This window comes from Paenibacillus sp. 79R4 (assembly GCF_013393165.1).
Taxonomy (GTDB): Bacteria; Bacillota; Bacilli; order Paenibacillales; family Paenibacillaceae; genus Fontibacillus.
This window is the reverse complement of sequence record NZ_QJOT01000029.1, coordinates 1-25,521: the sequence shown is the minus strand read 5'-3', so window position 1 is coordinate 25,521 and position 25,521 is coordinate 1. Positions and strand designations below refer to the sequence as shown.

Annotated in this window: 19 protein-coding genes and 1 riboswitch; of the genes, 18 read left to right on the top strand and 1 reads right to left on the bottom strand. The window is 45.7% G+C overall.

Annotated elements, in window-relative coordinates; translation table 11 throughout:
- Nucleotides 1–1,361: 1,361 nt before the first annotated feature.
- The 4 genes from DMN77_RS23295 to DMN77_RS23280 all read left to right on the top strand — a co-directional run bounded on the left by DMN77_RS23295 (nucleotide 1,362) and on the right by DMN77_RS23280 (nucleotide 6,332).
- Complete coding sequence (locus DMN77_RS23295; RefSeq protein ID WP_068782431.1) at nucleotides 1,362–2,138, top strand: ABC transporter permease; 777 nt, start codon at nucleotides 1,362–1,364, stop codon at nucleotides 2,136–2,138.
- A 407-nt stretch (nucleotides 2,139–2,545) separates the two neighbouring features.
- Nucleotides 2,546–3,283, top strand: coding sequence for an ABC transporter permease (locus DMN77_RS23290; protein ID WP_179016438.1), 738 nt, complete (start codon nucleotides 2,546–2,548; stop codon nucleotides 3,281–3,283).
- Between the two features lie 14 nt (nucleotides 3,284–3,297).
- Entirely contained in the window at nucleotides 3,298–4,266 is a 969-nt protein-coding gene (locus DMN77_RS23285) for an ABC transporter ATP-binding protein (RefSeq protein WP_068782430.1), read from the top strand.
- 795 nt (nucleotides 4,267–5,061) lie between these two features.
- Nucleotides 5,062–5,228, top strand: a riboswitch (FMN riboswitch).
- 141 nt (nucleotides 5,229–5,369) lie between these two features.
- The gene (locus tag DMN77_RS23280) at nucleotides 5,370–6,332 is read left to right on the top strand and encodes a DMT family transporter (RefSeq protein WP_068782429.1); all 963 of its coding nucleotides are present in this window, start codon (nucleotides 5,370–5,372) and stop codon (nucleotides 6,330–6,332) included.
- A 782-nt stretch (nucleotides 6,333–7,114) separates the two neighbouring features.
- On the opposite strand, the gene DMN77_RS23275 is transcribed toward DMN77_RS23280, so the two are convergent.
- On the bottom strand, nucleotides 7,115–9,226 hold the full coding sequence (locus DMN77_RS23275; RefSeq protein WP_372776488.1) for a glycoside hydrolase family 52 protein: 2,112 nt from the start codon (nucleotides 9,224–9,226) through the stop codon (nucleotides 7,115–7,117).
- 157 nt (nucleotides 9,227–9,383) lie between these two features.
- Between DMN77_RS23275 and DMN77_RS23270 the strand changes: the two genes are divergently transcribed.
- The 14 genes from DMN77_RS23270 to DMN77_RS24170 all read left to right on the top strand — a co-directional run.
- Nucleotides 9,384–10,304, top strand: coding sequence for an AraC family transcriptional regulator (locus DMN77_RS23270; RefSeq protein ID WP_068782428.1), 921 nt, complete (start codon nucleotides 9,384–9,386; stop codon nucleotides 10,302–10,304).
- Between the two features lie 98 nt (nucleotides 10,305–10,402).
- A complete protein-coding gene (locus tag DMN77_RS23265) occupies nucleotides 10,403–11,497 on the top strand; it encodes a hypothetical protein (RefSeq protein ID WP_179016436.1) in 1,095 nt (364 codons plus the stop codon).
- On the top strand, nucleotides 11,494–12,744 hold the full coding sequence (locus DMN77_RS23260; RefSeq protein WP_068782426.1) for a hypothetical protein: 1,251 nt from the start codon (nucleotides 11,494–11,496) through the stop codon (nucleotides 12,742–12,744). Before DMN77_RS23265 ends, DMN77_RS23260 begins: the two co-directional genes overlap by 4 nt.
- 247 nt (nucleotides 12,745–12,991) lie before the next feature.
- Nucleotides 12,992–14,041, top strand: coding sequence for an SAF domain-containing protein (locus DMN77_RS23255; protein WP_068782425.1), 1,050 nt, complete (start codon nucleotides 12,992–12,994; stop codon nucleotides 14,039–14,041).
- Nucleotides 14,042–14,050: 9 nt separating this feature from the next.
- Nucleotides 14,051–14,731, top strand: a complete 681-nt coding sequence (locus DMN77_RS23250) for a CpaE/TadZ family protein (RefSeq protein WP_179016435.1) — start codon at nucleotides 14,051–14,053, stop codon at nucleotides 14,729–14,731.
- Nucleotides 14,731–15,579, top strand: coding sequence for a hypothetical protein (locus DMN77_RS23245; protein WP_229521100.1), 849 nt, complete (start codon nucleotides 14,731–14,733; stop codon nucleotides 15,577–15,579). Before DMN77_RS23250 ends, DMN77_RS23245 begins: the two co-directional genes overlap by 1 nt.
- A gap of 14 nt (nucleotides 15,580–15,593) precedes the next feature.
- Nucleotides 15,594–17,495 (top strand): P-loop NTPase family protein, encoded by a 1,902-nt coding sequence (locus tag DMN77_RS23240; protein ID WP_306294288.1) that lies wholly within the window; start codon nucleotides 15,594–15,596, stop codon nucleotides 17,493–17,495.
- Complete coding sequence (locus tag DMN77_RS23235; protein ID WP_068782422.1) at nucleotides 17,488–19,560, top strand: hypothetical protein; 2,073 nt, start codon at nucleotides 17,488–17,490, stop codon at nucleotides 19,558–19,560. Before DMN77_RS23240 ends, DMN77_RS23235 begins: the two co-directional genes overlap by 8 nt.
- Before the next feature lie 228 nt (nucleotides 19,561–19,788).
- Nucleotides 19,789–20,277 (top strand): ABC transporter permease, encoded by a 489-nt coding sequence (locus DMN77_RS23230; RefSeq protein ID WP_068782421.1) that lies wholly within the window; start codon nucleotides 19,789–19,791, stop codon nucleotides 20,275–20,277.
- Between the two features lie 66 nt (nucleotides 20,278–20,343).
- On the top strand, nucleotides 20,344–20,733 hold the full coding sequence (locus DMN77_RS23225) for a hypothetical protein (RefSeq protein ID WP_068782420.1): 390 nt from the start codon (nucleotides 20,344–20,346) through the stop codon (nucleotides 20,731–20,733).
- 15 nt (nucleotides 20,734–20,748) lie between these two features.
- The gene (locus DMN77_RS23220) at nucleotides 20,749–21,342 is read left to right on the top strand and encodes a hypothetical protein (protein ID WP_179016433.1); all 594 of its coding nucleotides are present in this window, start codon (nucleotides 20,749–20,751) and stop codon (nucleotides 21,340–21,342) included.
- On the top strand, nucleotides 21,329–22,309 hold the full coding sequence (locus DMN77_RS23215; protein WP_179016432.1) for a hypothetical protein: 981 nt from the start codon (nucleotides 21,329–21,331) through the stop codon (nucleotides 22,307–22,309). The genes DMN77_RS23220 and DMN77_RS23215 overlap by 14 nt, the downstream gene beginning before the upstream one ends.
- Nucleotides 22,310–22,372: 63 nt before the next feature.
- On the top strand, nucleotides 22,373–23,626 hold the full coding sequence (locus tag DMN77_RS23210) for an S-layer homology domain-containing protein (RefSeq protein ID WP_179016431.1): 1,254 nt from the start codon (nucleotides 22,373–22,375) through the stop codon (nucleotides 23,624–23,626).
- Between the two features lie 26 nt (nucleotides 23,627–23,652).
- A partial coding sequence (locus DMN77_RS24170) for a DUF5704 domain-containing protein (RefSeq protein ID WP_372776481.1) occupies nucleotides 23,653–25,521 on the top strand: 1,869 nt, incomplete at its 3' end.

Genomic DNA, 25,521 nt, shown 5'->3' with positions numbered 1-25,521 from the left:
TCGTACTTCCATTTTACCAAAGAGCGGTTTCTTTTTGTTTGATGAAATGTAAGAGGGTGCCCCCTCAGTCATCTATGATGACTTTTGGGACACCCTCTTCTTTTTTGAACATAGGGATGCGAGTTAAACTTCTAAATGTTCCGGAAAAATAAAGTTGTAGACTGTAAAATAAAGTATTAGACCGAAATATAAAGTGTTAGACTAACGCCAGTACTCAACTAACTGGCAGTAGAGTTTAATGTACAATCGAAGTAACACGCTAAGGGTGTCACCGGTTTTATAGGGGGGGTCAACATTTTAACGAAAATATACGCTAATCCAATATTCAATACAACAAGCAGATAATCCCTGCTTTAGGGGACCGTCGGCTTATAGACGTTTTTTCACGGTTCAAATTTTTGGTGGATTTTTCATTTCGGCGGCCTTCACCGGAGTACGCCGTAAAAACGTCCGATTGAAAAGAAATTATCTCAAAATCTTGCGGTTTCATTCGAAAATGCGCCACCCGAATTCTGCGAGTGTATAATCTGAATCAGCTATCTGGCTTAAAGTAAGAAAAAACGCCAAACCGAACAAGTTCGCAGGCTTAGCCTTATATTTTCGTTAAAATGTTGGCGGGATCCCGATAAAGCCGGTTACACCCTTAGCGTGGTGAAAATCGGCTATTTTTATGGACAGAGTTCCTTAACGTTGTAAATTCGAGTTTTGCTGGTGGTACCTCTACAAGAATCCGAGGAAATTCGAAATCATGAAGCTAACGGGTATGATAGCTTAATAAACCAGGCTGTTCTAACACTTTATTTCCGTGTTATGACTGGCCTTTTTGTATGAAAGGATTGAATAGTCTAATACTTTGTTTTTTTTGAACACTAACTAAACGGGGAAAGAGGGGGATGTGTTCGATGAAGCCTTCAATTGATTCTTGGCTACACCTGGTAAGTTAGAAGCAGCGAAAACCTGCAAATCTGCAGTTTTGGGTATGAAAAACTGCCTGCATATATAGAAAGCCGGTAGATTTGTTGGCTTTTAGCGTTGTCCGCTCGAAATGAATGGGAGATCCAGCGAAAAAAGAGGATGATCGTAAAAATTTTCGATTTTGGATGCTATCGGATTTGAAAAATTGTGTTTTTACGGCAATTGCTTGGCCTGCGCTGTAGGCTCTCAAGTGTATGGTATGTATGGTAATCTGATGCTTAATTAAATCATCCAAGCTTTTAACTCACTCATTATCTCAAAGACCTATAAAATAACAGTTGCCACCTCTGGAACAATAAGGTATGATATTTTTCCCTACTGCTGCAAAATGCCCTTGTCTGAAGTGGACGGAACAAGCCGTCAAAAATGCTTATCGGAGGTGCTTCATGCTTTATTTTACGTTGGCTGCCAAGGCCTATTCACGCAATTTGCAGTATCGCGGTGCACATATGGTGCACAATCTTGCCAGTGCGATGTTCGGATTTATCTACGCCAGTATTTGGATCGGGCTCGGCAAGGATCATCCCCTCGGCACTTATGGAACCCATGGCATGATCAGTTACATCTGCTTCACGCAGAGCCTGCTGTGGATTACCAGCTTCGTTTCGAACGGACTTGGTATTCCGCAAGCCGTGCGGACCGGTCAAATCTCGCTGGATCTGATGCGACCCATTCATTTGTTCAGCCATATGGCGGCGCGCGAATGGGGGCAAATCGCCTACCAGTTCATTTACAAATCAATCCCTATCTACATGCTGTATCTCATTATTTTCCCGCTACACATTCCCAGGAGCAGCCTCACCATTATGCTTGTTGCAATCAGTATAGTTGGCGCAGCCTACATATCGATTTGCATGAATTATCTGATCGGGGTCACTGCCCTGTGGACGACGGAATCTACTTGGTTCTATTGGGCGAATCATGCGCTTGTGAATTTATTGGCGGGGTTTTTCATTCCCCTGGAATGGCTGCCCTCCTGGTTATCTCAATTAGCCTGGTTATCGCCATACCCGTATCTTCTCTATGTTCCTACGCGTATTTATCTCGGTTATGAACACGGCTCTCATTTATGGGGGACGCTGCTTTGGTGCGCCTTCTTGACGTTGATCTGCCTGCTGGCAACTAAGGTGCTGCGGCATAAAGTGGAGGTGCAGGGCGGATGAGTGACAAGCTGAATACAAGCAGCCAGCCAACTTCGGGTGAACAATCGACAGCAGCCCATAAGCCCAATTTGCACAAAGGGCTGGATCAAAGCAACATTTCTGACCCGGGGCCGAAGCGGAAGCTAAGCGGCGAGTCAATGGAAAAGTCGAAAGAAAAGCGGAAGCTAAGTAGCGAGCCAATGGAAAAGCCGAAGGAGAAGCGAAGGCTAAGCGGCGAGTCAAAGGTAAAGACAGAAACAGAGAGTAAGACAGAGCCAAGGTCAAAGGTAAGCTCTAAGCCAAAGCTAGGGTCAAAGTTAAACCCAATCCCTAAGCTAAGCAGCAGAGAAGAGACAAAGCTAAGCACCAAGCTAAAGTCATGGCGGGAGCTATATGTGCTTCTGATCAAGACCAGTGTCCGCAGCCGAATGCAATACCGCTTTAATTTTATTCTCGGTTCTGTACTCGCGGCGTTGATTCAAATTTCGGAGTTTCTGATGGTCGCCATCGTATTATATAAATTCGGAGCTATTCAGGGCTGGTCCTTATATGAAATCGGTTATTTATTCTCAGTAATCACACTATCCAAGACGTTGTACCGAACGTTCGCCGATGAGGTTCACCATTTGGAAAAATATTTGGTAGACGGTGTACTGGATCAAATTCTGACCAGGCCCGTCCCCGTGCTTCTTGCCATCATGCCGCGGAATTTCCGCATTATGCTTGGAGAGTTGTTGCAGGGCGGCTTCATCCTATGCTGGTCAATGAACGGATTATGGCGCAGCGGGCAGATCGATTGGGCCTCCATCGTATTTACTTTATTCATTATTGTGACTGGAGCGGTCATTCTTTTCTCAATCGGGTTGGCTACAGCAACAATAGGTTTCTGGACGACGCGGATTGAAGAATTACAAACCTTCACTGAGGATGCAGCCAGAACAGCCGGGCAATATCCGCTAACCTTATATCCCAAATGGATGTCATCCATGCTGCTGATCGTTATCCCCGTCGGCTTTGTCAATTATGTTCCTGCACTATACATTATTCGGGGTGAGCTTGGAGCCTGGGTACTGGTCGTCGTGGCTGGGGTGGCAACGATTTGTCTTGGGGCAAGTATGCGGTTCTGGCGATTCGGAATTACGAAATATCAGAGCACAGGAAGCTAAGGGAGGCTACAGAAATGATCGAAGCCAAAAATTTATATAAAGAATTCAAGACTCCGATCGTCAGGGAGGGACGATTCTCCGGCATTCGGACCCTATTCGCACGGGAATATACTAGAAAAGAAGCGGTCCGTGGCATCAGCTTCCAGATCGAGCAGGGCGAATTCGTCGGATATATTGGACCGAACGGAGCCGGCAAATCGACGACGATCAAGATGCTTACGGGGATTCTGCATCCCAGCTCAGGTGAAGTAGTTGTTGGAGGTTATAATCCTCACCAGGAGCGTCGGAAGGCGGTGCGGAACCTTGGTGTTGTGTTTGGCCAGCGAAGTCAATTGTGGTGGGATCTTCCGGTCAAGGCTTCCTATGATATTTTGGCCAAAATGTACAATGTGACCGATAGCGATAAGCGAAGGCGCTTGGACCAATTGGCGGAGCTTCTGGATTTGTATGAGTTCTGGGCTACACCGGTTCGCAAGCTGTCGCTCGGACAAAGAATGCGGGCCGATCTGGCTGCATCTATGCTGCATGACCCCGATGTTCTGTTCCTGGATGAACCCACGATTGGACTCGATGTAAATGCGAAGCGGAATATACGAAAATTCCTCAAGCAGCTCAATCAGGACTTTGGAAAGACGATATTGCTTACTACGCATGATATGGATGATATTGAGCAGCTCTGTGGTCGCGTGATGGTGATCAATCACGGTGAACTCACTTTCGATGGCACCGCTCGCTCGCTTCGTGAAACCATCGGCCTGCCGACCGAGATCCGCGTCACATTCCGCGGTCAATTTCAGCTGCCGGATACCCTTAATCCCGCAATTCAAGTAACGGGCAGGGAGGATGATGTCGTAACGATCGAGGCCAATCGCCAGGAATGGAGCACGGTCGATATTTTGCGTGAGCTGGAGACCTGGGGGGACATCGACGATTTCGAGATGAAGGAACCGGATTTCGAGGAGATCATCCACAAGGTTTATTAAAGGCTGCTCAAACTGTTTGCTTTGGCTCATGCAGCAATAAGGAAGCTGCTCGAAATCGAATCTTGAATTCAGCGGAAGCTCGGAAGATGGGCTATGAAGCATGTTTTCTCTGGAAAAATTGTGAGGGGCTTAGGACTTGCAGAAGCGGATGCCTAAAATCTGTTCCCTATGGGAATTCGCGAGCGCCCACGACCTACTGCAGGCAACTGATTACGGAGTTATGTTTCTTTTGGAAGACTCAGGTGCTTAGGACATACTAAAGCAGATGCTACGAAGAATGACGCCGCTGGAAACCTCTAAGGTACTTACGTATCCACTACAGACAGATGTTTACGAAAACAGGTTTCCTTCGGGAACTTCTGAGTGCTCACGTTCCACTACAAGTAACTGCTTAGGAAGTCATGTTTCCTTTGGAAACTTCTGAGTGCTCACGACCATACTACAAGCATTTGCAACGAACTGCGGAAACGTGTAGCTCAATTCCTTTTGCCCCGAGCTTCAACCAACGGAAACGTTTTGTAAAACGCACATCGTAAGCAGAAGCTTAGGTACTGTGAGTCAGGCCTCTTTGCACACGTACTACTTAGGTAGATGGGACGTTTTGGGGTTGCATGAGCCTGCTATGCTGCATACAAATATTAAATAGCATGAAACAATGAAATTATTCTCATTGAAAATACATGAAACAAGTCATATACTAAATATAATGTGATATTCATTACAGTTATATCCGCGGCAAAGATTGTAATATGAATTCAGCGGATATTGTAAAATCAAATAATTAAAAATTTGAATATGGATCTTCGGGGTAAGGTGAAATTCCTGACCGGCGGTGAATGGTTCAATCAGCACTTAGCGATTGAATCACAGCCCGCGACTCGCTGTCCGTCCTTTGGGACGATAGCGACTGATCTGGTGCAAATCCAGAGCCGACGGTAAAGTCCGGATGGGAGAAGATCAATCTTAAGTTTGTGCGACAAGGTGGTAAGCCTGTCTTTGCGCATGCTTATTTGATCAGCCCCCGTAGATGTCGACTGTTGTCGATTCAACGGGGGCTTTCTGCTGGCAAGACTCCGTATTCAAGGAGAGGGAGAGACAGCAAGATGGAAAACGTAAGTACAGGCTATAAGGTGCAGGAGCCCACTTCGGTGCGTCCTGCGAAGGCAAAAAGCGGTTTTTGGCTAGTGGTATTGGGAGCGGCATTATGGGGTGTCGATCCATTATTTCGGATCATTTTGCTCCGTGCACTGACATCAGCGCAAATCGTTCTGCTGGAGCATGTGATTATCGCATTGATCGCTATTCCAGTATTATGGAAGAATCGCGGGGAATTAAAGGGCATGAGCATGAAGCATCTCGGTGCATTGCTTTTCATTTCCTGGGGCGGCTCAGCCATAGCAACTATCCTGTTCACGATGGGGCTTGCTAACGGCAACGCCAACGCAGTATTGCTGCTGCAGAAGCTGCAGCCGTTGTTCGCTATCATTTTAGCGAGCTTGTTGCTCAAAGAGAAGCTGCCGCGTCACTTCTCGATTCTGTTCCTGATTGCGCTGGCTGGAACCTATTTTCTAACCTTTGGATTTGCGATTCCATTCGGCCACTGGAATGAATTTGTGCAAGTTGGAAGTCTGTTATCTTTGGGGGCTGCGGCTCTATGGGGCGGTTCCACTGTGATGGGCAGGTTGATGGTCGGACAGATGAAATACGAGACAGTAACCTCGCTTCGATTTGTTCTCGCTCTTCCGCTGCTGCTTGCGGTAACCTGGAATGAAGGTGCGGCATGGAATCTTCCATCGGGCTCCTATGAGTTATCTTTGGTAGGACTTAACCTGCTTGGTCAGGCGTTGCTGCCAGGGCTGCTCAGCATCCTAGTCTACTACAAGGGCTTGACCACCACGAAGGCGTCTGTGGCTACACTGGCAGAGCTTAGCTTCCCAATGGTCGGCGTCTTGATCAACTGGATCGCTTTCCAGCAAATCGTGACCATCCCTCAAGCGCTAGGTTTCCTGCTGATCTGGTTCGTATTGTTTGCGATTTCCAGACAAAACAGTGCTTCAGCGGCTTAAGTTTTTCATAGGAGATAACCCGGGACAGATCGTCCCGGGTATTTATTTACTATCTCTAACGAAACTACAGAGCGTTATTACCTCATTAAAAGCCGCGAATAAAATCTAACGAAACTACAGATCGTTATTTAGGTGAAATTCACACTTTAAGCCCCTATTTTGCTCCAATAACGATACCTAGTTTCGTTAGATTTTTTTAGTGCCCAATTTGGCCCGAATAGCGATACCCAGTTTCGTTAGAACTCCCAGGTGCTCGATTTGTTGTAATGACGATACCTAGTTACGTTAGGAATCCAGCTGCCTGATTAGTTGTAATGAGGATACCCAGTTTCGTTAGAACTCCTAGGTGCTCGATTTGTTGTAATGACGATACCTAGTTACGTTAGGAATCCAGCTGCCTGATTAGTTGTAATGAGGATACCCAGTTACGTTAGAACATCCAGGTGCTCGATTTGTTGTAATGACGATACAACAGCTTCGTTAGTATCGCCAAGTACCGGGTTTGTTCTAAATAGCGATACCCAGTTTCGTTAGAATATTCAAGTCTACGTTTGTTTTGAATAATGATGTCCAGTATCGTTACGGTTTCTATACGCTCAATTGGCCCGAACTGCGATACCCAGTTTCATTAGTGGATGGGCATATAGGTTCAGAGAGTGGATGCGAGCATGTGCCCATTACGAATTTATCGCAAGAAAAGAGCCCCACATGCTCTTTATTTCCCCATTACTGGGGGGATGAGAGTCGTGTGGGGCTTTTGTGATAGCTTGGTTAGCTTATTATTACGCAGTCGGTTGCTCATCCAGCCACAGAATGGATGTCACTCCGCGCGGATAGTAGCGACTGCCGCAGATTACTCCGGCGAGCATTTGATCGCTCCAGCTCCAGTAAGCATTCGCCGTGGATGTCAGCCAGCCAACGTGGGCGGCGTCCGCGGCTTTGCCTTGCTCGTTCCACTCCAGGCCGAGAATTTGCCGAGCGATGAATTGGCACAGATAGATCTTACTGAGCCAGGAGTTATCGCTGGTGGAGGAGAGCTTCCAGCCTCCGTCCTCAAACAGGCACACACCTGGTTGAAGCACGGTATTCAGATGCTTGTTCAACGTCTGGATGTATGAGCCGAAGCGTCCATTCGGATCAAGCGCCTCTTTGCAGTCGGTAAAGAGCGGGAAGATCAGCCCTTCGATAGCCGGAATAATTTGCGAATCATTATTCTCTTGAATGACGGCTGGAACGTAACCTTCCGGCAGCATTTGCGACACAATAGTCGCTGCGCAGCGATCAGCCTGTTCCGCGGCCAGACTTGCTTGCTCCTTGCGGCCAAGCTTCGTGAACAGCTTCTCCATAGCGACATAAGCAGCCCAGCTTTTGCCGGCCAAATAGATGTTGTTCCTTGCTTGTCCAAGCGATACGTCAAGGCTGTCATAGGTTGTGATCTCAGCTCCGCCCATCGTGCGGGAGCTGTCGAGACCCATAATCCCCGTGCGTTTGGCTGGATCTGGATGATCACGGTTCACCATGCTCTCCAAACATTGCTCCATAATGCTCAAGTTATCCTTGATCCACTTGTTATCCTGTGTTTGCTGTACGTATACAGTAGCGCAAAGTAACCAGTTCACAAGCTGCTCATGCGTCATGTGTGAGAAGCAGTCATCAATCGCATGAAGCTCGTAGGAGGAATATTCAGTCTTGGAGAATGCATTGGCCACGCCCATATCATGGGTGAAGCTGATGCCGCCCGGATAAGGGGTCGGATCTCCAGGGAAATGAACCTGATCGGTATAGCTGTAGCGCTTTACGAACAGATCGAGCTCATTTTTCACGGTCCACGGGTTCATTTTCATCTCAAAGAACAGTTGGTCTACGGTCAGATCAAATGTATTCATCATCCGGTATTCGCCTTCATTTACAACCCAGAGCGCTTCTCCTTTGTGATCGAGCAATTGTGTGGAGCCATAGTAGCTGCGAATCGAATGTCTCAGCATAAAGCGCTGATCGTCATTCAGATGAGGCGCATCTGTGATGCGGTCAGCCTGCAGTGCAATTTCTACCTTTTTATCGAAGTTATCCATCGCATAAGCGGCAACCTCTTCAATATTTGCAAAATAGCGTGTGTAATAGTAGGTAGTATCAAGACCGGTAGTAACATATCCCTCACGGTAGAAGCAGATCGCAAAGCGATAAGTCGCTTTTTCCCCTGCAGGTGTATCCATTAGCAAGGCGCCGACGGCTCCGAGACCGAAACGCAGATTCTCTTCGACCTTAGGTTCAAGAATCGCTTCCATGGTGAAGAAACCAGCGCTTTTGATTCGGCTGTCACTCGTCGCAATTGCGGTATGTCTGCCTTGTCCAATCCCGATAATCTGACCGTTTGTTACATCTTCAAGACGGCGGATCGATCTGTACGGGTCGCTGTTCTGCAAGCCGAAGAAGGCCCGGCGGCTGCTTGTTCCGCGCGTATTGTCAACGACGATCTCAGCCAGAACGGCTGGCATAATGGCAAATTTGAGCTCCTCATCCTTGGCGGCAGCTGGATCAGGCACACTGTCAAATGGCGAATAGATCCGCAAGGTCAAATCTCCGGCTTGCCATTCATCGGTTGCCGCATTGAAGTTGCGAGTAATGCTCTCTTGAGCAAAAGAAGTGATCAGCTTATCTTCAACGACTTCCTTCTCGCCATCCTGTTCAGAAGTATAGCGGTCGCGCTCATCCTGGCCTTCCCCAAAAAAAGGCAGCGCCTGGTAATGGTTCTTGCCATCCTCTTGCAGTCCAATGTATATATTCTGATTGGGCGGGCTAGCCAATTCAAGATCTAGGCCGCCTTTCTTGCCGGGATAACCTAGTGTAAAACTTGCAAACGCTCCCACTGGAGAGTGGTGTGCGTTGAATAACATCTTCTTATCCAATTTAACTACCTCCTGTATATAGAGATGATTATGTGATATGTTAATTATAACAAGGTATAAAATGATATATTATATCCAAACCATGAATCAATTTACCCAAATTGACTACTAAATTATTGAGCTTGTGTACAAGGAGGCTGCTGCTATGGAACTGGAACTGGCTAACAATCGTTATATCGCGGAATTTATGCTGCCGGATATGGATTCGACATTTCGGATATTTGCATCCCATGTCCGTACGGTGACCAAGGACTGGTCATACCCCAGGCATACTCATCCTTTGTTTGAAGTCAATTTGCTGCTCGCCGGAGGACAGGAGATGATTGTGAACAGTCAGCGTTATATTCAGAAGCCCGGTGATTTATTACTGCTTAGACCGGAGGATGTTCATGAGAGTCGGGCGATTGGTGAGGAGCCGATGACTTATTACTGTTTGCATTTTAATGCGGATGACCCTATACTCCATGCCTTGCTGAGCCGCAGGAACTTCGACCTGTATGAGTCGACAAGCGCCCTGACCCGGACGATTCGCCCCAGCCTGGACAAGTTAATCTCGCTCACCTCAGCTAATGAGGTGCCGCTTAAGCTGGCCAACAAGATGAGAGCCATGTCCGCCGTATTTGACTTGCTGGCTGGCCTGAGCGAGGTGCTGTCTGAGCAGGGCGAGGAGGAACTGGCCAGCAGCAAGATGGGCAGGGTAGCTTTTGAGATTGCGGCAAGATTGGAGAAGTGTGTGGAGGATAGCGATATCCAGGGAGAGACTTTGTCCGAGGTTGAAAGGGAGGAGCAGCACTCCAGAGATGCGGTAGCGGCTGCCACCGCGGATCTTGGATACAGCGCTTCGTCCTGCAACCGCATTTTTCAACGGGTATACGGCATATCGCCGCGCCAATATTTATCAGGCCTGAAGCTGAAGAAGGCCAAGCTTCTGCTCATGGAGCCTGAGCTTACGGTAGAGGCCGTCTCCACCCGTCTCGGCTACAAGGATATTGCCCATTTCAGCCGCCAATTCAAGCGCTGGACCGGAGAGTCCCCGGGTAAATTTCGGGCCCGGTTTCATGTTTGAGAAATAGAAACAGAATCCATGATTATCTTCTGCTTCCTAAATCTAGGTGATCTAGTATATTATATATTCAGGTCAAATTTTGTCGGAGGGTGATACATTTGGATCAATTGCAACTTATGCTGTACACCTTGCAGGTCGCCTGGATGGGAGTGCTGCTTGCAATGGGAGGAATGATGTATTTCAGGTGGAGGAGCCAATTTTACCTCATATTATTTAGCTCAACCGGCTTGGGGTTGTTATCGTCAATAGCCATGCTCAGCCTCCCTAATAAATTTAATGCGTTTTATATGTTTTTCCAATCTTTGCTAACCTGCAGCGTAGTGCTCATCCAACTGGCCGTTTACCGCATTCTCTATACCAAGAGACAGGATAAGCTATATATTCATCTTGCAGGGACAGGACTTAGCTTAATTACTGCTGCAGGCTCGCTATTGCTGCCACCGGAGATGGCATCATTGCTTCTAGTGCTTATTGTTGGGGCTGTTACTCTGTATTCCTTGTTCAAGCTCTTCCCTGAGGCAGGAACTAAGATGAAGAATACGATGGCCTTAGCAAGTTATTTCGTACATATTCTGTTATATACCGTTGCGGCAGTTACTAGAATAGAGGCTATTCTTATATCAAGTCTAGCTTTTTTAGCGGTTTTTCTGCTGCTGACCTTCATGCAATTGTTTGAACGGGTCATTGAGATTATGCAGGCTGCTGCCTATACTTCAACGAGAGATGAAGTGACCGGTTTTTATACACGCAAGCATTTCATTCAACAAGCTAATCAAGCTTTGCTAAAAAGACAGGTGTACGGGGTCGTCTACATACTATTTGATTTCTCCCAGAATAAGGATAATAGAAATGGGCAAACCGAGGAGATTTTCAGAAAAATGGGTCCAGTTGTGCTGAAATATACAGATCGCTTTGGGTTTGCAAGTCGTTATGAGCAAGATGGCGTAGCTGTAATCATCAATAAATCCTCCATGGATCTGAAGAATCTGACGGATTCATTGAAGCTGAACCTCTCAGCGGAAATCACTTATCCGTTTAGTATGGGGTATATGAATATTGCCGGGGATGAGCCACTGGAAGAGCTTCTACTCGGAGCAAAGCAAGGGGCACTTCGAACCAGGGAACATGGTATGGATAAAATGTTTGACATCAACCAGAGCAGAATCTTGACGGATGGCGGGGTGGAACAGTGAACGCAGTAATCGTATCCAATAGAGCGGCAGAGCATGTACTGAAGGCTATAGGCCATTCAGATATAAGCTACGAGAAGACGGGGAAATTTGAAGGCTCCGAATTTCTCGAATACATCCAGGCAGTATCTCGAATCCATATTCAGACTCTAATTACCGACCTGGATTGCACGGATATGTTAATCTTTATGCAAGGAATTCGCCAGTATCGGATGCTGCGCAGCAGCACGCGAATCATAGTTATAGCATTGGATCGTCATGAGGAAGATGGAATGGTTCATCAGCTAGCAGAGCTGGGGGTTCAGGTTATTACTACATCCCCGGGGACAAAGGCTGAGACGATTACACATGCGCTGCTAAAGCTCATGCCTGAAAGTGCAAAGTCTGCTAATATCGCCGCGGATATGGAAGCCGAAGGAATACAGATGGATCGGATCAAGGATCAAATCTATCGATTTACTTCTAAATTGCACAGTACTTATCTGGAAGGCGCTGATGTGCTGGACATGGAGCTTCCTGACCTGCCTTTTCAGGAGAGAGTTGTTGTCCAGGAGAGAATTGTAGGTACGATAACTGTCGCTGTAATGGGTGTTGAATCCAAAATCGGTTCCACGCATCTTAGCATATTAATAGCGAACTATCTTAATCGCAAGGGTTATTCGGTCGCCTTGCTGGAGGCTAATGGATCGCAGGACTTTGCATACATAGAGAGTGCTTATGAAGGCATCAGGGATTATACAAATTCAACCAGTCAATTTAGCATTAATGGAGTTATGTATTACAAGCATAATAGTAAGGCAGATATGAGTTCGCTATTGGCAATGGGGTATGATTATTTAATACTTGATATTGGGAGTCATGAAGAGAGTGACTGGAGTCAGGAATTTTTCAGGGCCAATGCGCAAATATTGCTTGGTGCCGGCAGTGAGTGGCGGCAGCCTAAGATTAAGCAGTTCAGGAAAATGTATAGTAAGATGGACCAGTCGAACTGGTATTATTGCATCCCGTTTGTCGATCCAATCAGCATCACGGATATCAGAAAGGAATTGCCAGGAAATCAAGTATTTCGTCTTCCCCCTCATCCTGATCCGTACAAGGCTTCCAGTGAAACTGATGCGGCCCTAACTAAGATTCTCAAGCCTTATCTAGGAGTCAGAAAGAAAGCATCCACCAAAGTATGGTTTTATTCAATTCTTAGTGGCTGCATGGTTATTATTGCAGCTTTAATTATTTTATTAATATTGAAGTAAGTAGCCCTTTGGCAAGCACCTCGTAGGTCTAATAACCCTATCTCGTTTTGGCGAGTATAGGGTTATTTTGTTGTTTAAATATAAAATAATTCCATAGTTATGGTGCTATTCTCCTAAAATTTCTAATATTAATTATTTTTTGACACAAAACGACATTTTTTTCAGAAATCACATGTTATAATTTTCCTTAGATTCAAAATATACATAGGTATTCAGGATCGTTTTTGGCGAAGAAAGGAGACAAAGCATGTCCAGAATAAGACTGCGGCAGAAACAATTAATAGTGGCCGGAGCCATCGGTGGTGCAATCGTCCTGCTTCTTAGTGTTGGTACAGGCTATTTGTACATCAGCAAGCTGCAGCATAAGTACAAGGAACATACCAGTAAGATTGAGCAGCAACTGGCGTTGGCGCAGAAGCAGTTGAATGAGGAACGTTCGGCCATCACAGTAGTCAAGGAGAACCATTTGGCTGGAACGATATTGAGGGAGGAAGACCTTGTTACAATGAGCGTGCCAAGGGCAGCAATTCCTGATAACGCCGTTGATGATTTACAGAAGCTTATAGGCAAGTATCCCAAAATTGATTTGCAGAAGAATACATTGATTACTTCTCCTATGCTATACGAAGAAGGGGTCACTCCAAATGACCTCCGTAATCAGGAATTTAAGTTGATTCAACTGCCATTTAAGCTATCAACGAAGGATTTTGTCGATGTACGCATTAAATTTCCGACGGGCCAGGATTACATCGTTCTATCCAAGAAGAAAGTGCAGGATTTAAATAACGGTACGATTTGGTATCAGATGAATGAAGAAGAAATTCTGTTGATGTCCAGTGCAATTGTTGATGCTTTTATTAATGATGCTACGATTTATGCCCTCAGCTATGTTGATCCTTATATGCAGGAGAAAGCATATGTTAACTATCCTCCTAATGCGAAAGTCCAGGAATTAATCTTAACAGATCCCAATATCGTTAACGTGGCTACAAAGTACCTGGAGAAGCGGCTTCGCGAGAAATTAGAGCAGGATATTAAGTCGATGCCTGAAGATGAACGGCAGAAATATAACAGCGGCAAATCCAATTTGAATACTAATCCTTCAGGAAGTACTTATTACGAAGAGGGAGATGAGGGCAATCAGGGGAATGGGGAGAATTCTGCACAGAATAACCCACTGCTTGATTCAACAGAAACACCGGACTTTAATGCGGGGAGCGGGTCATCGGGACAAGATAGCGCCGCTACAAATAGTGAATTCAAAGACTATAACGAAACGGTTCCGTTTGAAGGGTAGGGCTGCAAGATGAAGCAGATTGTAATAATTGGAGCCTTTGATAAGACAGATATGATGCTCTATCTGTGCAAGCTGGTCTCGTTGAATCATAAAGTGCTGCTGGTCGATGCTACAGGATATGAACGCTACAAATACGCATACCCGAAGATAGAATTGGATACGGAGATTCACCAGCATGATCAGTTCGATATTGCGGAAGAGGTCACAGCTATGGAGATCTATCAGAGGTTGATCGCAGAAGGGACTTATGATTATGTACTGATAGATTTGGAGGATATCGAATTTGCGAGCCATTGGTCGGAGGCAGACCAGTTCTTCATGGTGACCTCCTACGATAACCCGGTCATGCAGAGAAATTTACGTCTGATGGAGGCGTTTAGTTCCAGCTTGGATGGAACAAGACTTATCCCAGTAACCAGGGTGATATGTGAAGTGGCCGGTACCCTGCTTGAGGAATATTTGGATGATCTATTCTCTCCTCTTCCTATCGAATGGAAGGATACCCTCGTATATTATCCGGATGAACGAGACCTTGCCGCCCGGATTCATAACCAGGCGCGCAGTAATGTCAATATCAAGAGGATTTCAGGGGAGTATAGGAAAGTCCTCAACGAGATGGCGGAGTCTATTATGGAAATCGGCCCGGCAGAAGCAAAAAAACTATGGAAAAGAGCCGAGAGGAGTCGTTAATGATGGGTCAAGTATCCTTTTGGGGCGTGCAGCATGGGTTGGGAGTCACGAGTAATACTGCTGCAATAGCCGCATTAATTGGGCTGGAATATGATCTTCGTTCACTTATTTCACAGCCGCAATGGTCGGATTCCACTCTGGAGCGCTCCTTCTCTAAGACTATTAATCAATATAACCGTAGATTTCTGGAAGTCTCCGGGACAGGGCTTGATGCATTAGAGCGTGCAGTTAGGAGCAGCAAGCTGGAGAGGGAGACGATTAAGAATCATTCCCTGATGATAGAGAGGGATCGCCTCGATTTGCTCAGCGGCAGCGAGAAATCGGATAAGACTCTTTTTGAGAGATCGAATGAACTGTTCAATATCGTGTTTCAGCGGGCACAGGAGTATTATGATGCCTTGCTGCTGGATGTTCATAGCGGGCTGAATAGTCCATCAATTGTAGATACGCTGCGGAACTCGGATTTAATCGTGGTATGTCTGAATCAGAATATTAACGTACTTGATAAATACTTTCTGAATTATTATAAGAGCCTTCCGGAGGAGGTGCGGAGAATTCCACAGCTTATCTTAATCGGTCAATATGATCCTGACTCGAAATATAAGGTTAGAAATATTGCCGCGAAGTATAAGTTCAAGGGTAGAATTGCTGCTATTCCTTATAACACTAGCTTTCGTGATCATTTTAACGATGGGGATGTGAAGGGATTCTTTGCCCGCAATGGATCTGTCTCCAGCACGCATGAGAATTATTACTTCATTCATGAGGTTCGCAAAGTGACAGAGCTTATCTTGACCGAGATCGGCATAAATCCGAAGCTGAAATATAGTGAAAGAAGGGCGCTGTAATGGGGATGCCTTATATGATCAATTTTCTTCTGATCGTTCTCATCCTCGGCGGGTTGATCGTGTACTTATTCCTAGTGCTTAATCGCAAGCCTGTGGCACAGTCGGCATCATCAGGCAAGAGGATGAAGGAAGATCGATCAAGGTTTGATTTTGATTATCTACTACAGTATATCAAGACGACGATCAATGAATTTGTAAATAGCAGCTTATTGGATATGGGCTTGTCGGGAGAAGAGTATACCCGAAGGCAATCGGTCGTAGCTGAGCTGCGAAGTGCTATGAAGAATGCTACCAACGGGGACATTCAGGAGAAAATTTATTTGAAGCAGTATATCTATGATCTCCTTGACCGCAATTATGGATTGGATGAAGAGAACATTAACTTCATTATTCCCTTTGAAGATCCTGAGCTGCTGAGTGATCAAGATAAGTTCGATATTTTGCTGCATTTATATAAGAAGAAGTACGGCTTTCGCGGCTTGGCTGAAATGATAGGGAAATATGGTCTTGATCAGCCCAAGCGGGTGATTGAGGACCAAACCGTTGATTCCTATATTATTACCGGAGAAGAAATTCGCAGAATCTATCATCAGGAAGCTCGTGGCAGGCTGGAATTTACCGATAAGCTGAGCATTATAGTTCAGCGGATATACAGCAGATACAAGGGCCTCGGTGTAATTGATGAAATTCGCGATATGGCGATCGATGGCGTCTCGGGAGGGATATCAGGCATTCCGACGACGATGCAGATTATAGAGGATGAGGTTGAATTGATGCAGGGGATGCGGCAAGCCCAGCATCCGGGCTATCAGAGCGTGTGGATTTTTTATCGCGGGAAGTCGATTCATTTATCATTCCTCAGCTTTGGCTCGGATATCGAACTCAAGCGAATCTGCCAAAATATCTATAAGTATGATAATCCGGGACAGCTCACCGAATCCAACGGTTTCAAGGTGAATGAAATGAAGGACGGCTCGCGCGTTGTCGTTGTCAGACCTCCATTTGCGGAAAGCTGGGCCTTCTTCGTGCGCAAGTTCGACCTTCCCAATATGAATCTGGAAAAGCTGGTATCGACCCAATCTGGGGAAAATGCGGAGCTGCCTCGTGAGATGATCAAATTCCTGATGAAGGGCGCACAGGTGACGGCGTTTACCGGTCCGCAGGGTTCGGGAAAGACCTCGCTTGTCATGGCTGCAGTCAAATACATATATGCGACCTTAACGCTGCGGATTCAGGAAATGACCTTTGAGCTTCATCTAAGGCGCTTGTATCCGGAACGAAACTCGCTGGGTTTTCGAGAGACAGATAACATATCAGGTCAAGCCGGACTGGACCTGCAGAAGAAGACGGATGGTTCGGTTAATATTCTTGGAGAAGTAGCCACCGATCCGGTGGCGGCCTGGATGATCCAAATGTCGCAGGTGGCGAGCTTATTTACAATTTTTACACACCATGCCACTACGGTTAGAGAATTGGTCTGGTCATTGCGTAACTCACTGCTCAAGACCGGCGTGTTCCAGAATGAACGGATCGCAGAAGAGCAGGTTGCCAATGCGGTGAAGTGGGATATTCATATGCGTAAGGAAAATGACGGAAGGCGTTATATCGAGCGAATTACCGAGATTACTCCGGTCACTTATGAGTCAGAGATTCTGGAGGGAGAAACGTTTAGCAAGGGAGATAGCGTGGAGAACAAGCTGGATGCCTTGATCGATTTGCAGCGTGAGGCCTACCGTCGCAGCAGTGGAAGGGTATGGACGGCAAGAAACATCATTGAATACAGAAATGGAGAATATGTTGCCGTGGCTCCCATCTCTACAACCAAGATAGAACATATGAAGTTCAATATGACGGCTGAGGACAGATTGGCGTTTGAAGCCTTTCTAACGCGACACTGGGGGGAAGCTCATGAATAAATGGTTCTGGATTCTGCTGGTATGCGGAATAGCCATCTTCCTCTCAGGTTCCGTGCTTCTGTATATGATTATGAAGGAGCGCAGAAGGCGCAAAAACTCCGGACCTGTCTGGAAGACAGGAGCTGCATCCAACCGGACAACACCCGCTAAGCTGCTAATTTTTTATCAGAAATCGTACATGCGGCTCATGAAGGTGCCAGTTATTAAAGGCCAGATTCTGCGCATACGCAAGCGGTTAACAGCGATCAATACTTACGATGAGTACACTCTGCGCAAAGAAACGATGCGAATTACGTTCATGACGCTAGGCTCGATGCTGCTTGGAATCGTTATATTAGCAGTGATCAGCAAGAGCTGGATGGCGGTGTTCTTCGGCGTTCTGGCTGCTATCGTTCTGAATGAGATGCTGGTTGATATGTTTGTGAACCGGGTTGAGGACAGGCTGCTGAAGCAATTCTCGCAATTTTTGGAGGATAATCGCCATTATTATCAAGAGGTTCGCATGGTTGACGAGGCGATTTATCAGGCTGCTCAGGCTTCGCCACAGGAAATTAAGCTGCAGGTAGAGAGAATTCATGAGATTCTGACCTCCAATGAACCTCAGAAGGGATTAGAGAACTATTATGCTGTAGCTCCGAACCGCTACTTAAAAGTATTTTCCGGTATCTCGCATTTGATTATGGAATATGGTGACCGGACTCTAAGCAAGGGTTCGATGTATTTGAGTGCAATTAATAAATTCGTTCAGGAAATCAGATACGATTTGCTGCGCCGCCAGAAACTGAGATACCGCCTCGGCGGACTAACGATGATTGCGCTTGCCCCGATTTTGCTGTCATTTCCTCTAGTTCGTTGGGCGGAAGGGTATTTTCCTATTACAAAGGATTTCTATGAAAGTAAGCTGGGGATAATTATTCGTCTGGTGATTTTTGCAATCGCTGCCCTATGCTATGTACTGATCAGGAAATTGTCAGAGAACGATGAAGCGAAGTACATTCCCAAGGGGCCTCGTCGGCAGTGGGAGAAGAAGCTGTACGAGGTACCATGGATTCGCTGGTTGGTGGACAGGCTGGTTCCCGCCTCACATACACGCAAGCATTACAGATTGAATCTGCTTCTGAAGGAAGCCAACTCTCCTCTGATGCTGGAATGGTTTTATATACAGCGTGTTTTAATAAGCGTGACTTGCTTTATCGGTGTCGTATTCTTGTCTATCGCTCTGCACTTCAGTGCTATATACCATGTGTATCACAATCCGACGAAGGAGCAGAACACGATATTGGGTTATATGGACGAGAAGGAGATGCAGAGAGCCAGGGAGCTCACAGAGTTTGACAATAACATTATTCGGGAATTGAACGGGAAGGGGGAGTTGAGCAGAGAGGCTATTGCGAATAAGGTGCTGATGAATACCGGGCAGCCTCTAAATGATGTGGCATTTAATAATACGGTAAATCGGATTGAAGGCAAGATGCAGACTATTCATGGCGAGTTCTTCAAATGGTGGGAGTTGTTGCTGGCCATCTGCCTAGCCATCGCAGGATATTACCTTCCGCTTTGGATTTTATTGTTCCAGCGCCGGATGCGAGCGCTCGAAATGCAAAATGAGGTGGATCAGTTCCACGTTCTGATCAGTATTCTCTCGGAGTTCGAACGTATGTCGGTCGAGACGATTCTGGAATGGATGGAACGATACGGTATTATTTTCCGACCGGCGCTGCAGCGCTGCTTGCTGACCTATGACAGCGGGGCCGAGGGGGCCATGCAGACGCTGATGAACGAAGCGCCATTTGAGTCATTCGTCAGAATCGTGAAGCGACTGAACCAGGCGGTTGAGAAGATTACGATTCGTGAAGCCTTCGATGATCTGGAGATGGAGCAGGAATATTATGCAGAACAGAAAAAGGAGCGGCTGGAACGGCTCATTCGCCAGAAAGCCTCCTGGGGCAAAATGATCGGCTGGACGCCGGGAGCTCTTCTGATCGCGTTATATCTGGTCTTTCCGTTCTTGTACATGTCGTTCGGGCAGCTTGGTCAGCTATCGACTCAAATTCAGGGGATCTGAGCTTAGAGGTAGTCAAAAAGTCCGCTTTTGATCACGAAGTGAACCAAAGAAGTAACTCGACATCGAATCTTGAATTCAGCCGGGCCCTCCGGTGCTCACGTACCCACTACGTACGCTGCGCTCCTCGGACCCTAGCTTCATCCAACCTTCTCGGTGCTGAAAACCGAACTTTTTGAACACACAATTATAAATTCAATAATAAAAGATGATTAAGGGAGATGAATGTACATGGAAGAAAATACTGGCGTAGGTATACGAGTAGCGGCAGGGATATTCCTGACTATTATGTTGATCACGATTGTAGTTATCATCACGATTTCTTCTCAGGATGCGGCTAAGCAAGGACAAATGAAGATGGCCTCGATTACAACGCAATTATCGGATACAGAGTTTAATACGTATAACAATACAACGTTGTCTGGTAGTCAGGTGCTGAATGCGATTCGGCAATATATGAATTTGGAACAGTTTGGGATATATGTGAAAACGGGCAAACAAGATGCAGACAAAGGCGTATATTACGGTAATATACTTAATTTAGATGGCTCATTAGTAACTGATGTTTCAAAAGAGAAAAATCCATCAGGGAGACTAGAGTTAGCTGAAGATCAAAAATACCCTGAATATATCAATCCAAGCGGGCAATTTAAATCAAGCATTGTTAGAGATAAAAACAACATGATACGCGGAGTCGTATTTACTCAAATTACTCCGTAACGAATAAATGAACCTATAGAGAACCGATCTTTTCTATGAAAATCTTACAAAAGGATCTTAACCAAAATGAGCGACAACCTGGAAAGAACTTTATTTATCGTGGCCGAGCTGTTCTTGTTTATTGTGGCCTGTACTTTCACAGTAGGTGGGATGCAGGGGCAAGAGAAGGCGATTGATACGTTTCGCCATGCGGCGGAGCAGGAGGAACGCCGGCTGTTCACTAGTCTTGAGGTGAACGGCCGGGAGACCTATACCGGGGCTGAAGTGCTGCAGAGTATATACCAAATACATGTTCTAGGTGCGAATATACGGGTAGTTGACAGTCAAACCCTTTTCTTCCCCAAGGATCTTGATTTGGAGAAGTTGGATATTTCCGGTATTAATCTGCACCGAACCTATGATGTTACCTATTTTCGTGACAGCAATGGAACCATAGAAACCATAGAGTTCACATAGATTGAAGGTGGGGAAATGGAGAACTCGTTATCAAAAATTGTAGCCATACTGCTTGCGGTAGCACTCCTGTTCGGCTACCCATTATATCAGCAGGCCCAGCGTCATGATGAGCTGTCACAGCTCGTGGTCCATACTGCCGTCACTGAGTTTGTAGATGCCGTTCGTACGAAGGGTTATATTACTCCTGCCATGTATCTGGATTTTAACCGTAAGCTGGGAGCTACCGGCAATCAGTATGATATTCAGATGGAGCATTTACATAAACGTTATAACCCTAGTTATTCTGAACCAGCTGATCCAAGTTCCTTTCAGAATGATTTTGATGTTTATTTTAATGGTCATTATACGGGCGAAATTATGGCCACGCTATTCCCCGATAATACGGAGCCTCTAAACAGCAAGCAGCGGAGATACCCCAAACCGGATGCTGATCTTAACGGAAGCGGGGCTGATCCAATGACTGTGGGCGATTTTTTCACAGTAAAAGGGAAGAATGTGAATCGAACTATGGCTACGGTTCTATTTGACTTTTTTACGAGTGGGAATACCGGAAGCAATACGAAGATATATATCCCGTATGGGGGCATGATCATCAATGAAGATTATTAATTGGGCGATTCTCTTCGTATGTATCTTTCTTCCCTTCTTTCTGGTGATGGATGTCCATACGGCTGATCTAAAAACAGTGGCCGCACTTAATCAGCAATATACGAAGGCGCTTCGCACGGCCGCACAGGATGCCGGGGTTATTCTGAATTTAAATGAGCTACAGGAATATGAGGCGGAATATCAGTCGGATAAATATTTTAAGGTTAACAAGGAATTGGCGATCGATACGTTCTTTCAGACCTTATATTTGAATTTTGGTGTGGATAACGATCCTATTGGTCAAGGGGCCTTAGCCGCCTATATCCCTGCCGTTGTCGTCATGGACTATGATGGCTATTACTTGTACGTTATGACGGAATATACGGATGCTTCCGGGGAGAAGAATTACAAGCATATGTGGCGCCCAAAGAAGCCTTATGCGTTCGCAGACGATGCGGGCAACAGCTTCAACTTTACCTTGGACGAATATGTTCATGTGTATGATGCAGCAAGCAAGACATGGGTTAAAGGACTCAGACAGGATGTAATGAAGAAGACGAATGCATCGTTGCTTAAGGATACAGCCAGCTTTGATGCGAAGAGACGAAGTACTATCGTAAAAAGAATCCAGGAGGATCTTGCTTATTTCATTAATCAGCATAATGAGTTCTCAACCCGAAATGGGATTCATTATACGTTCAAGCTTCCTAGTATTTCGCAAGAGGAATGGGTCAATTCGATCAATGATATTGGCATGCTTGCTTTTATTCAAGGGATTCCTGTAGGTGACCAATTCTATAATAACTACGCCTTCGGTGGCGGAAGACTTGTTAAGAAGACGGTAATTAATGGGGGAGTAGATGAGAGGACAGGCATGAAATATTACTACCAGAGCGGTTGCAATTATCCTTACCGGGTTGAGGAAACTTTTGATAGTGTGAGGGATGCGGCGGCGGCAGGATATTATCCTAGAGAATGTGTAAGGTGAAGGCTAGGGCTGAGTAGGCCCTGGATTTGAGGAATAGAGTACATCAGAAGGTGAGGGTTTAGGGTGAACAAATGGGTATCAAAAGGTATAGGCGGAGCAGTGTTGTTATCGTTGTTGTTGGGTACAGTTGCAGCTTCAGCGGACGATCGAGAATCCGTGGAGACGAATGAGGTTACCGTAGAGTCTGGACAAACTTTGCCTTCGAGCGGAAGTGTTCAGTTCAGTGATGTTGGGGCAGATCACTGGGCGAAGGCAGCAATCCAGATGGCAGTTAGCAAGGGCTATGTCAGCGGGTATCCGGGAGGAAAATTCAAACCGGAGCAGGCGATCACTCGTGGTGAATTTATAAAGATGGTTGTGACAGCGCTTGGACTGCCAACGGAAGCTGTAGAAGGTGTATGGTATGAGCCGTATGTGAAGGTTGCGCAGAACCAATCGCTTTATGCAGCGGTGGATTTTGCAAATAACGAGGAGCAGTGGAACAAGGATATTACGCGTCAAGAGATGGCGCGGATTGCTGTGCGGGCTATTGGACAAGCGACTAGCGAAAATGATAAGTGGATGTATTTAGCAACGAAGTCCGGACTGATCACCGGGCTTGGAAAAGGAGTTCTCGGGGAGGACAAGACAACAACACGAGCACAATCAGTCACGATTATTGAGCGGATCTTAGAGGTAAATGCTGGTGAGACTTTGCCGGTTGATAAATACGCAGTGTCTAATGCCGAGCTTGCATGGCATGGGACGAATATATTTACGGTTATGCCAGAGATTTTGGTTTCAGATGAAAGTGAGCTTAAGGGAAGGTCCGTGGAGGAGCTGTGGAATGAGGAAATGATGACCATTACCTCTAAGGACGGGAAATATAAAGCTCAATTAGAAGCGCTCATTGCCATCGATATGGAGGATCCGAACGATCCGAACTGGAAGCTACTCCCTCCGGTAGGGGAGTTGAAGTGGTTTGACGGATATTTTGAACATACAGATTTAAAAATAACGGATTGGCCACAGAGCTACTTGTTAGTTACCAAAAGTAAAGTGATTTTTAACAAGGATAAGAAAAAATATAATAGTGAAGTTAATTTTGCTGTATCTGGTTTCAATTCTCCTAGACTTAGTAAAAGAAAGTTTGATCCAATTGTGTTAGATTCGTCAGCTGATGTTTATCATTATAAGCTTTACGATATTCCAGTTTTGATTGTGCCTAAAAAAGGTTGGGTAGTTGATCGTCATGGTATAGAGATATCCCTTCAGACACCTTCTACTTCTAATTATATGAGTCAATATATTTTAGAGATATACCCTCCTGAAATTTGATTCATGGGAGGGAGGCGAAGAATAAGGTGAATAGATTTATGAGGTTAACTATTGTTCTGGTGATTAACTTTTTGTTATTAGCAATATTCTTACCTACCGATCCCTTCAGGGCTTTTGCATCTGTGGAGCAGGTTCTGCCAGAACAGGATGTAACCTACAATATTGAGAAGTCGTTATCTGGTAATAATTCTATTTACGCCAAAAATCCAACGCTCAGTACAAAGCCGCTTAATGTTGATGTCGGTGCAGGAAATGTAATCACAACAATAGAGTTCATAATGGGCACAGAAGTTGTAAAAACGATAAATCCCAAAACCCAGAAATACTCAGGAAAAGTGGATTTTAAAGGAGTTCCCATTAAGGTTTCGTCAACAAAAAATAAAGGGACTGGAGGCTGGGTTGCATGGCAGCGTAGCAGTTCTGAATCTCGATGGACAGTTGGGGCGTCGGAAATTGGCTGGGTCGTAATGGATCGTTTACCTGATAGTCAGATCGAAAAGGAGACAGTTGGTGGTATTAGAAGAGATAAGTATCCAGGTTATCAAGTTGTGCTTGAAATTCCGCGCGTTAGACATAATGCATTTTTTAATGAACAAGGAAGTCAGTTTCCAACTTATGTAGTCGATGATAATAAATCAAGATTAGCACAATGGAATCCTGGAGTAGAGTATCTTAAATTAGTGATTAATGAGGAAGTTTCGATTGTCGGATCCAATCCAGTTGTAAAGGGAAAAACAGATGATACAACTGTTATTGTTGGTAAAGACATTAATAATCTGGATGGAATCAAGGTAAGAATCGGTCAAACTTATGATCATGTTGGTACAAAAGTAAACTTACCCGCGACCGGGGCAGCCATGATGTACTATTTTTTCCATATGGAGTTTGATTTATATTCCTATACCTACCAATATCCCGGAAAGATGAAAGTTTACTATACGGAGGGGGAAGACGGCCCTGGCGATCCTAGCGGTGAGTGTACGGAACCTGCCCCTGGTCAAAAGATGTATGGAGAAGATATGGATCCGGAGGCGAATGGAGTTATCAAGGCAGATATGCGAGGAAATGAACCCTTTGATGTATTAAAGGGTATACCCACCTCGGAGAGCTTGTATGGGAATGTGTGGGCCAAATCATATCTTCATCAATATGAGTATCAGGAAATGATTGGACAGTGTCGCTATCAAGTGAATGTGACGATTCCTCCTCCACCTCCTGATCCGAATGCTCCGGATACTGAAGCTGGGACCGGAGAAGCAGGGGAAGAGCCTGAAGGCTCTACAGAACAGGTGGAGGTCGTAAGGGAATATTCTTTTTGGACGATCCAAGACGTGCAGGTGTACCGGATTAAAGTAGTAGAGCTGATTAATTATGCATTTAGCAATGGCTCGATTCAGATTCTTCCTTCAGAATATAACCCGCCTTATTATGCAACGGCACAGACTAGCAGTTATATCCCCCCGCCTGTACCTGATAATGTTGAAGCAATGGAAGGACAAGATCCCCAGTCTGCAGCTGAGGCCGCGGTTGGAGAAGTAATTGTAAGCAATGACACGTTTACGTTTAACGGGCGAACCCTCATGGATGGATCGGTAACGGAGGGGAGTAGTAGGACGCCAGAAGAAATCCCGAATGCTTCGATGATCGGAGACGATGTTCTGTACAGTCCTGGGAACATGATTCCAATCAGCAAGACGAATAAGGCCAGTCAGCCAAGCACTGGAAAGATTTGTTATAGTTCCGTGGGCGGCAACGGAGAGAAGGATTATGAGATTAATGGATTGAACTCTGTTACAGTCCATACCCCGGTCGTCAACTACTCGTCAGTATCGGATGATGCAGCACATAACCAGAAGACGAAGCCGAATGAGAGGCGGTCGGCCCTTATTTTGGAG